Origin of the sequence: Noviherbaspirillum soli, assembly GCF_015352955.1 — a bacterium.
GTDB classification, from domain to species: domain Bacteria; phylum Pseudomonadota; class Gammaproteobacteria; order Burkholderiales; family Burkholderiaceae_D; genus Noviherbaspirillum_A; species Noviherbaspirillum_A soli.
In genome coordinates this window covers 58671-70308 of the sequence record NZ_JACYOX010000033.1, presented here as the reverse complement: position 1 = coordinate 70308, position 11638 = coordinate 58671, and the positions used below count along the sequence as shown (strand labels likewise).

Genomic DNA, 11638 nt, shown 5'->3' with positions numbered 1-11638 from the left:
CGGCGAGCGCCTGGACAACCTGGAAGATCCGTACCGCCTGTTCCGCTGCCACTCGATCATGAACTGCGTCGACGTCTGCCCCAAGGGCCTGAGCCCGAATGCGGCCATCGGCAAGATCAAGGAGCTGCTGGTCCGCCGCGCGGTGTAAACCGAGTCGGGGCGATAATGCCCCATTCCGATGCGCTGCCAGCCCGTGAGCGCATCGGGCCGATTGAATGAAGAATCCCATGTCTGCCAATCATCAAAGCGATCCCGCCAACAGAGCACGACTGCGCTGGCGCAGCCGGCGCGGCCTGCTGGAGAATGACATCCTGCTGACGCGTTTTCTGGATGCCAACGAGGAATCGATGACCGACGAGGAAGTCGACGCCTACACCCGCCTGATGGACCTGACCGACAACGATCTGATGGATCTGCTGCTGGCCCGCAAGGAGCCCAGTGGCGAAATCGACCTTCCGCATGTGCACGCGCTGCTTGCACGTCTGCGCAAGGCTTGATTCTGATTCATCGGCTTTGCGGGGTTTTGTACTAGCATCATTCCCCATCGATAAACCGCTCAACAGAAGGAAGAGCCATGACCCAATCTGACAACAAAGCCACCCTGTCTTTCTCCGACGGGTCACCCTCGCTGGAATTCCCGATCTACAAGGGCACCATCGGCCCGGACGTCATCGACATCCGCAAGCTGTATGGCTCCACCGGCAGCTTTACCTATGATCCGGGCTTCATGTCGACTGCTTCCTGCAACTCGTCGATCACCTATATCGATGGCGACAAGGGCGAGCTGCTGTACCGCGGCTACCCGATCGAGCAGCTGGCCGTGAACTGCGACTTCCTGGAATCCTGCTACCTGCTGCTGAATGGCGAACTGCCGAATGCAAAGCAGAAGAAGACCTTCGTCGACACCGTGACCAAGCACACCATGGTGCACGAGCAGATGCAGTTCTTCTTCCGCGGCTTCCGTCGCGACGCCCATCCGATGTCGGTGCTGGTTGGCACCGTCGGCGCGCTGGCGTCCTTCTACCATGACTCGCTGGACATCAATGACCCGCATCACCGCGAAGTGTCGGCAATCCGCCTGATCGCCAAGATGCCGACGCTGGTCGCGATGGCCTACAAGTACTCGGTCGGCCAGCCTTTCGTGTACCCGCGCAACGACCTGTCCTACAGCGCCAACTTCATGCACATGATGTTCTCCACGCCCTGCGAGGAGTACAAGGTCAACGACGTGCTGGTGCGCGCGCTCGACCGCATCCTGATCCTGCATGCCGACCACGAGCAGAATGCATCGACCTCCACCGTGCGTCTGTCCGGTTCGTCGGGCGCCAACCCGTTCGCCTGTATCGCAGCCGGCATCGCCTGCCTGTGGGGCCCGGCGCATGGCGGCGCCAACGAGGCAGCGCTGAACATGCTCAAGGAAATCGGCTCGGTCGACAAGATCGGCGAATTCGTCAAGCAGGTGAAGGACAAGAACTCCGGCGTGAAGCTGATGGGCTTCGGTCATCGCGTCTACAAGAACTACGATCCGCGCGCCAAGCTGATGCGCGAAACCTGCCACGAGGTGCTGGCCGAGCTGGGCCTGGAAAACGACCCGCTGTTCAAGCTGGCAATGGCACTGGAAAAGGTCGCCCTGGAAGACGAATACTTCGTTTCGCGCAAGCTGTATCCGAACGTCGACTTCTACTCAGGCATCGTGCAGTCGGCGCTGGGCATCCCGGTCTCGCTGTTCACCGGTATCTTCGCAATGGCTCGTACCGTCGGCTGGATCGCCCAGTGGAACGAGATGATTTCCGATCCGGAGCAGAAGATCGGCCGTCCGCGTCAGCTGTATGTCGGCGCCACCCGTCGCGACGTGCCGGCGATGGACAAGCGCGGTTAAGCGCGCCAGTACGCCATCTCGCCCGGTCCGTCAGGGCCGGCGTCATGCAACCCCGGCTTGCCTGCAAGCCGGGGTTTCTTTATGGATCGTCGCAGCTGCGCCGCTCCCGAATTCATGCAAGCCCTGCCAGAGCCGCGTCGCCGCGTCGTGCGCCGACAGAAGGTGGGAGCGCATTTCCCGGTAAGCCATCGCCGCGTCATGCGCCAGGATGGCCTCGACAATCGTTGAATGTTCCTCGAACGAAGCCCGCATGCGGTCCAGATCGCGGAACTGGGTGCGCCGGTAGGGCGCGGCGCGGTTGCGCAGCAGCGCCGCCATCTCGGACAGCACCGGGTTGCAGGCGCCACGGATGATGGTCGCATGCAGTTCGCGGTTGATGGCGTCGTAGCGCGCGATGTCGCCATCGCGCATTGCTTCCCGCGCGCCGCCCTGCAGCGCGCGCAGGGCGGCATGGTCGGCGGCGCCCATGCGCAGCGCGGCGTGGCGGGCACAGGCGGCTTCCAGTTCGCCGATGGCTTCGAACATCTGCGCCAGCTGGTTGGCCGCGAGCGCGGCGACCACCGCGCCCCGGTTCGGGCGATAGGTTGCCAGTCCGATCGCGGCGAGCTGCTTCAACGCTTCACGAACCGGCGTGCGCGACACGCCGAACATGGCAGCGAGTGTCGTTTCATCGAGGCGGGAGTTCGGAGGGAAGCGGCCCAGCACGATGCCGTCGGCAATTTCGCGGCACACCTCGTCCGCCAGGCCGCCGCGGGGGCGCGAAGACAACGGGGCCACCGGCCTCACCCCGCCGCGGTCATCCGCTGCACCGGATGCCAGCAGGCCAGGCGCGTCGCGCCGCTGCCGTCCACCGGCGGCGTTTCGCTGCGGCAGCGGCTGGCAACGTTGCCGCAGCGCGCGGCAAAGCTGCAGCCCGCGGGCAATCGGGACAGGTCCGGCGGCGAGCCAGGTACCGCGGCAAGGGGACGGCCGCGGTCGGCGCCGCTGACCGTGGCCGCCAGCAGGCCGGCAGTGTAGGGATGGCGCGGGCGCCGCACGATGTCGCCGGCAGCGCCTTCCTCAACGATGCGTCCGCCGTACATCACGGCGATCCGGTCCGCCACCTCGACCGCGGCGCCAATGTCATGGGTCACGAAAATCATCGACATTCCTGTCTCGCGCTGCAGCTCGCGCAGCAGCAGCAGGATCTGGATCTGCACCGTGGCGTCGAGCGCGGTGGTTGGCTCGTCGGCCAGCAGCAGGCTAGGCTTGCAGGCCAGCGCCAGGGCAATCATTGCGCGTTGGCGCATGCCGCCCGACAGTTCGTGCGGATAGGCGTCGAAGCGGCGCCGTGCCTGAGGTATCTGGACCCGTTCCAGCATGCGCAGCGCTTCGGCCCGGGCAGCGGCTTGCGCCATGGTGCCATGCGCCCGTATGCATTCGGTGATCTGCTGCCCGATGGTGTAGACCGGGTCGAACGCCAGGCCGGGCTCCTGGAACACCATCGACACCGTCTTGCCGCGGTAGCTGTCCAGGTCTCGGCCGCGCAGCGCCAACACGTCCTGCCCGCCGACCCGCATGCTGCCGCTGATGCGGGTGGTGGCCGGCGGATGCAGGCGCAGCAGGGTGCGCAGCGTCACGCTCTTTCCCGAGCCGGACTCGCCGAGCAGTGCCAGCACTTCGCCCGGCATCAGGTCAAGGCTGATGCCATTGAGGGCGCTGGCCTTGCGCGCTCCGGTAAAGGTGACGTCAAGGTCGCGTATCGACAGCAGGGGCGCGCTCATGCCGCCACCTCCGCGGCCGCCAGCGCATGGCCAGACCCGGCGTCATGCATGTGGCAGGCAACCCAGTGCCCGTTGCCGGGCGCTGTTTCCATCAGGGCCGGCGCCTGCGCCGCGCAGACCGGCTGCGCGGAAGGACAGCGGTCACGGAATCGGCAGCCGGAAGGCGGGTTGATCGGGTTCGGCGGATCGCCGCTCAGCGGCGAGTGCTCGGTGCGGCGGGACGGGTCCATCGACGGCACGGCCGACAGCAGCGCCCGTGTATAGGGATGGGCAGCGCTGCCGTAAATGTGTTCCACGGCGCCGGTTTCGACTACCTGTCCCAGGTACATCACCATCACGTCGTCGCTCAGGTAATGCACGACATGCAGGTCGTGCGAGATGAACAGGTAGGTCAGGCCGCGCTCGGCCTTGAGTTCCTGCAGCAGGTTCAATACCTGCGCCTGCACCGACTTGTCCAGTGCGGCGACCGATTCGTCCAGGATCAGGAGCCGCGGGTCGAAAGCCAGTGCCCGGGCAATATTGACACGCTGCCGCTGGCCGCCAGACAGTTCATGCGGATAGCGGCTGGCGAACTGCCCCGGCTCGAGGCCGACACGCGCCAGCAGCATGCGCGCCCGCTGGCCCGCATCGGCCGCGTTGACGCCATGCGCTATGGGACCGAACGCGATGGTTTCGGCGACCGTCAGGCGCGGATTGAGCGAGGCGAAGGAGTCCTGGAACACCATTTGCAGGTTGCGGCGAAATGTCTTCAACGCGATGCCGCCGAACTCACCGACTCCGTCGCCATCGAACACCATGCTGCCGCTGTCGGGTTCGACCAGCCTGGCAATCAGCCGCGCCGTCGTCGACTTGCCGCAGCCGGATTCGCCGACGATGCCCAGTGTCCTGCCCTTGGCCACCGTGAAGCTCACGCCGTCGACGGCATGGACGAATTTTTTCTCGCGCTCGAACGGATGGCCGCGCACCGGGAAGCGCTTCTTCAGGTCGCGCACCATCAGCAGGGGCTGCGCAGGGCCGCCGCGGTCGGTCGTTGGGCGCGGAGAGGGATGGTTAGTGTTCATTTGCGGATATCCATGGCCGAACGCAGGCCGTCGGCCAGCAGGTTGAAGGCAATCGAGGTGATGAAGATCATCGCGCCAGGCAGGGCGGCCACCAGCGGGTTGCTGTAGATCGCCGCCCGCAGCGTATTGAGCATCAGGCCCCATTCCGGTTCGGGCGGCTTGACGCCCAGGCCCAGGAAGGACAGCCCTGAACCGAGAATCATCGATACGCTCAGCAGGCCGGTTGCATACACGAACACCGGCCCCAGCACATTGCTCAATACATGCACCCGGATGATGGTGAAGGCGCCGGCGCCGCTCATGCGCGCGGCTTCGATGTAATCGAGCCTGCGCACCTGGGTGGTGACGCTTTCCGCCACGCGTACCACCTGTGGCACGAACACCAGCGTCAGGGCGATCAGGCTGTTGCTCATTCCCGGCCCCAGCGCGCCGGCAATGGCGACCGCCAGCAGCACCGAGGGAAACGCATAGAACACATCCAGCATGCGCATTACCGCCATGTTGATGCGTCCGCCGACGTAGCCGGCCGCGACGCCCACCGTGCTGCCGATCAGGAAGGCCGCCAGGACCGGCACCACGCCCATCAGCAGCGACAGGCGGCCGCCATACATGAGCCGGGTCAGCATGTCGCGGCCGAGCTCGTCCGCACCCAGCAAATAGCCGGGGCTGCCCACGGGCAGCAGGCGGCGCAGCATGCTGGCCTTGTAGGGATCGGCTGGCGCCAGCCACGGCGCCAATACTGCCGCGGCGATGATGATCAGCAGCACAAGGGCGCTCGCCAGCGCCACCGGCTCGCGCCGCATCTGGCGCGCCACCAGGCGCCAGTAGCTGCGGCTGGGCGCGGCAGCTGCGGGAAAGGCGCTTTCTATAATCGCGGACATCGTTTTCCTCTTTCAGTTGCGGCCCATGCGCGGGTCGAGCAGGGGTTGCAGGATGTCGACGATCAGGTTGAGCGCGACGAAGAACATGCACAGCACCAGGATGGTTCCCTGCAGCAGCGGGATGTCGCGCTGGAAGATCGCGGTATTGAGCAAAAAGCCGGTGCCGGGCCAGGCAAACACGGTTTCGACCAGGATCGAGCCGCCCATCAGGTAACCGATCTGCAGGCCGGCTACCGCCAGCACGGTGGGCGCGACATTTTTTGCAACGTGGCGGAAGATGCGGCGACCGCCGAGGCCGCGTGCCCGCAGCGACACCACGAATTCCTGCTGCAGCATGTCGGCAACCAGCGCGCGCACGGTTCGCGTAACGATGCCCATCGGGATCACCGACAGCGTCAGCGCCGGCAGCACAAGATGCCGCAGGTGCGCGATGTCCCAGGCCCAGTCGCTTGAGCCGCCCGGTCCGGCGCCCATGGCAGGCAGCCAGGCGAGCCAGGTGGAGAAGACGATGGTCAGCACCAGGCCCAGCCAGTAGTGGGGCACGCTCACGCCGACGACGGAGAGCAGTGTGGCGAACCGGTCCACCCAGCCGCCGTGGCGGTAGCCCGCCAGCGCGCCCAGCATGCACCCGAGCAGCACTCCGGCCAGGCCGGCCGCGCCCGCCAGCAAAAGGGTATTGCCGACTGCCTTGATCACTTCGCCGGCGACCGCGCGGCCGGTGGCGATCGAGGTGCCGAGGTCGCCGTGCAGGGCGCGCGCCAGCCACAGGCCATATTGCACGGGCACCGGCCGGTCCAGGCCATAGGCGCTCTTGAGCGCCTGTATCACTTCCATCGGGGCGTCTGCCGGCGCAACTGCATTGAGCGGGTCGCCGGGCGCCAGGTAGACCAGCATGAACGACAGGAGCGTCACGCCCAGCGCGATCGGTATCGCGTAAAAAAAGCGTTTGAGTATATGGAAAAGCATGGTGAATTTTTTCCTGATGGATCTGCGCGTGGCGCCAGGCCTGCCGCAAGCGGCCCGGCCCGGCAAGCGGCGTCTGGCTTACATCCGTATCGTGGTCAGGTCCTGGAACCAGTGCTGCGCCTGGATGAATTCCTTGACCTTCGGCGATATCACATGCGGATTGACGTCATGCACCACCCACAGCATCAGCGCGTCATCCACCATCGCCTGATGCACCGACGCCAGCAGCGCGTCCTGGCTCTTCGCGTCGAAGCTGACGCGGATCTTGTCGATCGCCGCATCCACCTTGGGATTGGCGTAGCCGCCCCAGTTGACGCCGTTGGGCGCGACATACCGGCTGTCTGCGAAGCGCGTCAGCGCATAGAACGGGTCGGCTGTCACATACCCCAGGTTGATGCCGGTGATGCCCTTGGCGGCGTTCATATCCGCCTTGGCGCCGCTGCGCCAGTGCAAGTACAGGTTCTCCAGTTCCACCACCTCGAATTCAAGCTGGATGCCGATTTCGGCCAGGCTTTGCTGGATGAACTCGTTCATCGGCAGCGACAGCATCTGCCCGGTGCCGCCCTGCGCAATGATGATCTTGGCCTTGAGCGGCTTGTTTGGGCCGTATCCGGCCTGGGCCATCAGCGCGCGCGCCGACGCCAGGTCATATTTGAGATCGAACGAGGGCTTGCCGAACCATGGGCTGGTAGTGTCGAGCTGTCCCTTGGCCGGCGTCGCCAGGCCATTGAGCAGCTTGACGATCGCTTCGCGGTCGATTGCCAGGTTGGCGGCCTTACGCACCCGGATGTCGGTCCATGGCGAGCCGGGCTGGGTGCTGAAGTGATAGGGCCAGACGTGGGGCGTGACGTTCTTCACCAGCTTGAAGCCGGAACCCTGGAGTTGCGGCAGCACGTCCGGCGGCGGCGTCTCGATGATGTCGACCTGGCCGTTGAGCAGGGCGTTGGCGCGCGTGAGGGCATCGGGGATCGGCAGCAGCACGATGCGGTCGGTCTTGGCCATGCGGTTCTTGTCCCAGTAGCCGGTATTCTTCACCAGCTCGGCGCGCTCGCGGGGCACCAGCTTTTCCAGCCTGAACGGGCCGGTGCCGGAAGGCTGGGCAGCGACCTTGCTCCAGTCGCGGCCGAGCTTTTCCCACTGGGCCGGGCTGGAGATCAGCAGCCATGGCAGCTGATAGGGGAACAGCGCATCGACGTCCTTGGTGACGATTTCCACCGTGCCGTCGTCCACCTTGCGGTAGCTGGCAATGGACGGGATGCGCGGCCTGACCTGGGCGCTCTGCTTGGCGTCGAATTGCGGCGCCTTGTCATTGAGGACCTTGTCGAGGTTCCAGACCACCGCGTCCGCAGCCAGGTCGGAGCCGTCGTGGAACTTGACGCCCTTGCGCAGCGAAAACAGCCACTTCCTGTTGTCTTTTGCATCGACTTTCCATTCACTCGCCAGTCCTGGCACCAGCTTGCCGGGTCGGTTGCCGACATTGGCTTCCCAGGCGATCAGCGGGTCATAGATCGTATGGCCGGTGAACTGGTAGGCGCCGGCGCCGCGGTCCGGCTGGCCGGTGGTCAGCGGGATATCGGCCATCGAAATGCCATAACGGGCAACGGTTTCGGCATGGGCGCCTGCATGCAGGACCAGGGCCGCGGGTACCGAAATGAGGCAACGCAGCAGCGAAGCGGACAGCAATTGCATGGAAATCTCCGTGTAAGAAGGACTGCTGTCGTCTGAGCACGGAACGTGCCATGAGGCATCATTCATGCCATTGTTTTTCGCAAGTGCCTGTTCCTTATCCGCTTGTGGGCAGGTTGTATTTTCAGTGGCATGGAAGGGAGCCGCATCAGGCCGGCCGCTAAGGGACCTGGCGCTCTGCGGATGCACCGTCATGGATCGCGCGGACCCGTTCGTGGTGCAACGTGGGGAGTCATCTGCATGCAATGAGCATGTCGGCTGGCGACGGCGGATGCCCTTGCGCCACAGTTTTACGACGGTTGTACCCAGGTTTGCGCCACCGGGCGCAAATAAAGCCGCGGCGCTTCCCGCCGTCTTCTTGGCATCAGGCTTTATATGCTATTCTTTCGCACTTGATTTAAATCCACTACGTGGTCCAGGTCAAACAGGTCCTTCCCCCACAACTTGATGTGCAATCCGCTAACCGGTCAGGCCGTGTCGCGGAAGGTTAAACAACCCGCTAATCTCGCGAAACGCGAAGAAAGGTGAGCAAGATGATGCAGCAGTACCTCTCCAATTCCTATCTGTTCGGAGGAAACGCACCGTACGTCGAAGAACTGTACGAAGCGTATCTGAACAATCCCGGCTCGGTGCCTGACAACTGGCGCGCTTACTTCGACGCCATGCAGCACGTGCCGGCAGTGGACGGATCGACCCGCCCTGACGTTCCCCACGCACCCGTCGTCGCTTCCTTTGCAGAACGCGCCAAGCAAGGCCCGATCCGCACCGTGAGCGCGTCCACCGATGCCGAAATGGGCCGCAAGCGCGTCGCCGCCACCCAGCTCATCGCCGCTTACCGTTTTCTTGGCTCCCGTTGGGCCAATCTCGATCCGCTGCAGCGCCAGGAGCGCCCCAGCATCCCTGAACTGGAGCCGAGCTTCTACGGCTTCACCGATGCCGACATGGACATCGTGTTCAACATCAGCAATACCTACTTCGGTTCCGAGACGGCATCGCTGCGCGACCTGCTCAATGCGCTGCGCGACACCTACTGCCGCTCCATCGGTTCGGAGTTCATGTACATCACCGATCCGGGCGAGAAGCGCTGGCTGCAGGAGCGCCTGGAGTCCGTGCGCGCAACGCCGAACTTCACCGCCGAAAAGAAGCAGCACATCCTCGAGCGCCTGACCGCGGCCGAAGGCCTGGAACGCTACCTGCACACCAAGTACGTCGGCCAGAAGCGCTTCTCGCTGGAAGGCGGCGAGAGCTTCATCGCATCGCTTGATGAAACCATTCAGCGCGCCGGTGAAAAGGGCGTGCAGGAAATCGTGATCGGCATGGCCCACCGCGGCCGCCTGAACGTGCTGGTCAACATCCTGGGCAAGATGCCGCAGGAACTGTTCGCCGAATTCGAAGGCAAGCATGCCGACGACCTGCCGGCTGGCGACGTGAAATACCACCAGGGCTTCTCGTCCGACGTCACCACGCCTGGCGGCCCGGTCCACCTGTCGCTGGCATTCAACCCGTCGCACCTGGAAATCGTCAACCCGGTGGTCGAGGGCTCGGTCAAGGCGCGCATGGAGCGCCGCGGCGACAAGGATGGCTCGCAGGTGCTGCCGGTGCTGGTGCACGGCGACGCCGCATTCGCCGGCCAGGGCGTCGTGATGGAAACCCTGAACCTGGCGCAGACCCGCGGCTACGGCACGGGCGGCACGGTGCATATCGTGATCAACAACCAGATCGGCTTCACCACCTCCGATCCGCGCGACTCCCGTTCCACGCTGTACTGCTCGGACGTGGTCAAGATGATCGAGGCGCCGGTGCTGCATGTGAATGCGGACGATCCGGAAGCCGTCGTGTTCGCCACCCAGATCGCGCTGGACTACCGCGTCCAGTTCAAGAAGGACATCGTGGTCGACATCATCTGCTTCCGCAAGCTGGGCCACAACGAGCAGGACACCCCGGCGCTGACGCAGCCGCTGATGTACAAGAAGATCGCCAAGCATCCAGGCACCCGCAAGCTGTATGCCGACAAGCTGGCAACCCAGAACACCATCCCGGCCACGGCTGGCGATGAAATGGTCAAGGCCTATCGCGACGCGATGGACGCCGGCCGCCACACCGTCGACCCGGTGATCTCGAACTTCAAGAGCAAGTACGCGGTCGACTGGATGCCGTTCCTGAACCGCAAATGGACCGACGCCGCCGACACCGCCGTGCCGCTGGCAGAACTGAAGCGCCTGGCTTCCCGCATCACCACGGTGCCGGAAAACTTCAAGCCGCACTCGCTGGTGGAAAAGGTGCTGGCAGACCGCGCCGCCATGGGCCGCGGCGACATCAACCTCGACTGGGGCATGGGTGAACACCTGGCCTATGCATCGCTGGTGTCGTCCGGCTACGCAGTGCGCCTGACCGGCCAGGACGCCGGCCGCGGCACCTTCGTGCATCGCCATTCGGTGCTGCACGACCAGAACCGCGAGCGCTGGGACGCCGGTTCCTACATTCCGCTGCAGAACGTGTCGGAACAGCAGGCGCCGTTCAATGTGATCGACTCGGTGCTGTCCGAGGAAGCCGTGCTCGGTTTCGAATACGGTTACTCGACCGCCGAACCCAACACCCTGACGATCTGGGAAGCCCAGTTCGGCGACTTCGCCAACGGCGCGCAGGTCGTGATCGACCAGTTCATCAGCTCCGGCGAAGTGAAGTGGGGTCGCGCTTCCGGCCTGGTGATGATGCTGCCGCACGGCTATGAAGGCCAGGGCCCGGAGCACTCGTCGGCACGCCTGGAGCGTTACCTGCAGCTGTGCGCGGACAACAACATGCAAGTGGTGCAGCCGACCACGGCAGCGCAGATCTTCCACCTGCTGCGCCGCCAGATGATCCGCCTGTTCAGGAAGCCGCTGGTCATCATGACGCCGAAGTCGCTGCTGCGTAACAAGGATGCCGGATCGCCCCTGTCCGAGCTGGCCAAGGGCACCTTCCAGACCGTGATCGGCGAAGTCGACGAAGCGATCGATCCGCGCAAGGTCAAGCGCGTGATCGCCTGCTCCGGCAAGGTGTATTTCGACCTGGTCAACGCCCGTAAGGAACGCGGCCAGTCCGATACCGCCATCATCCGCATGGAACAGCTGTATCCGTTCCCGCACAAGGCATTCGCGGCCGAGCTGAAGAAATTCCCCAACTACACCGAACTGGTATGGGCGCAGGATGAGCCGCAGAACCAGGGCGCATGGTTCCAGATCCAGCACAACATCTTCGAGAACATCGAGGAAGGTCGCAAGCTGGCCTATGCAGGCCGTCCGGCCAGCGCATCGCCTGCTGTCGGTTACTACGACAAGCACTATGCGCAGCAGAAGGCATTGATCGACACCGCCTTTTCCAAGCTCAAGGGCTTCGTCCTGACCAAATAAGAAAAACTTTCAG

At 64.3% G+C, this 11638-nt stretch carries 9 protein-coding genes and 1 pseudogene; 4 read left to right on the top strand and 6 right to left on the bottom strand.

From position 1 onward, the window contains the following. From sdhB to gltA, 3 genes and pseudogenes are all read left to right on the top strand, one after another. Positions 1–148 (top strand): annotated as a pseudogene (gene sdhB / locus IGW04_RS19930) (succinate dehydrogenase iron-sulfur subunit); the annotation flags it as partial. A gap of 79 nt (positions 149–227) precedes the next feature. After that, positions 228–497 carry an FAD assembly factor SdhE gene (locus IGW04_RS19925; protein ID WP_194714847.1) on the top strand — a complete coding sequence of 90 codons (270 nt, stop codon included), beginning with the start codon at positions 228–230 and terminating at the stop codon, positions 495–497. Between the two features lie 77 nt (positions 498–574). Then, positions 575–1879: a citrate synthase gene (gene gltA / locus IGW04_RS19920; RefSeq protein WP_194714846.1), complete on the top strand. Its 1305-nt coding sequence runs from the start codon at positions 575–577 to the stop codon at positions 1877–1879. A gap of 42 nt (positions 1880–1921) precedes the next feature. Here the strand turns inward: gltA and IGW04_RS19915 are convergent, their stop codons facing one another. The 6 genes from IGW04_RS19915 to IGW04_RS19890 form a co-directional block, all read right to left on the bottom strand. After that, positions 1922–2656, bottom strand: coding sequence for a GntR family transcriptional regulator (locus IGW04_RS19915; protein ID WP_407672152.1), 735 nt, complete (start codon positions 2654–2656; stop codon positions 1922–1924). Positions 2657–2661: 5 nt separating this feature from the next. Continuing rightward, positions 2662–3642, bottom strand: coding sequence for an ABC transporter ATP-binding protein (locus IGW04_RS19910; RefSeq protein WP_194714845.1), 981 nt, complete (start codon positions 3640–3642; stop codon positions 2662–2664). Beyond that, entirely contained in the window at positions 3639–4703 is a 1065-nt protein-coding gene (locus tag IGW04_RS19905; RefSeq protein ID WP_194714844.1) for an ABC transporter ATP-binding protein, read from the bottom strand. Before IGW04_RS19905 ends, IGW04_RS19910 begins: the two co-directional genes overlap by 4 nt. Continuing rightward, positions 4700–5584 (bottom strand): ABC transporter permease, encoded by an 885-nt coding sequence (locus tag IGW04_RS19900; RefSeq protein WP_194714843.1) that lies wholly within the window; start codon positions 5582–5584, stop codon positions 4700–4702. The genes IGW04_RS19905 and IGW04_RS19900 overlap by 4 nt, the downstream gene beginning before the upstream one ends. A 12-nt stretch (positions 5585–5596) precedes the next feature. Then, positions 5597–6550 (bottom strand): ABC transporter permease, encoded by a 954-nt coding sequence (locus tag IGW04_RS19895; protein WP_194714842.1) that lies wholly within the window; start codon positions 6548–6550, stop codon positions 5597–5599. Between the two features lie 78 nt (positions 6551–6628). Continuing rightward, positions 6629–8239, bottom strand: a complete 1611-nt coding sequence (locus IGW04_RS19890) for an ABC transporter substrate-binding protein (protein WP_194714841.1) — start codon at positions 8237–8239, stop codon at positions 6629–6631. 530 nt (positions 8240–8769) lie between these two features. Between IGW04_RS19890 and IGW04_RS19885 the strand changes: the two genes are divergently transcribed. Next, on the top strand, positions 8770–11625 hold the full coding sequence (locus IGW04_RS19885; RefSeq protein ID WP_194714840.1) for a 2-oxoglutarate dehydrogenase E1 component: 2856 nt from the start codon (positions 8770–8772) through the stop codon (positions 11623–11625). The last annotated feature ends 13 nt before the right edge of the window (positions 11626–11638 follow it).

Excerpts from the sequence above, each read along its gene's own strand:
- IGW04_RS19925 (WP_194714847.1), top strand. The coding sequence starts at position 228 with ATGTCTGCCAATCATCAAAGCGATCCCGCCAACAGAGCACGACTGCGC.
- gltA (WP_194714846.1), top strand. The coding sequence starts at position 575 with ATGACCCAATCTGACAACAAAGCCACCCTGTCTTTCTCCGACGGGTCA.
- IGW04_RS19910 (WP_194714845.1), bottom strand. The coding sequence starts at position 3,642 with ATGAGCGCGCCCCTGCTGTCGATACGCGACCTTGACGTCACCTTTACC.
- IGW04_RS19905 (WP_194714844.1), bottom strand. The coding sequence starts at position 4,703 with ATGAACACTAACCATCCCTCTCCGCGCCCAACGACCGACCGCGGCGGC.
- IGW04_RS19900 (WP_194714843.1), bottom strand. The coding sequence starts at position 5,584 with ATGTCCGCGATTATAGAAAGCGCCTTTCCCGCAGCTGCCGCGCCCAGC.
- IGW04_RS19895 (WP_194714842.1), bottom strand. The coding sequence starts at position 6,550 with ATGCTTTTCCATATACTCAAACGCTTTTTTTACGCGATACCGATCGCG.
- IGW04_RS19890 (WP_194714841.1), bottom strand. The coding sequence starts at position 8,239 with ATGCAATTGCTGTCCGCTTCGCTGCTGCGTTGCCTCATTTCGGTACCC.
- IGW04_RS19885 (WP_194714840.1), top strand. The coding sequence starts at position 8,770 with ATGATGCAGCAGTACCTCTCCAATTCCTATCTGTTCGGAGGAAACGCA.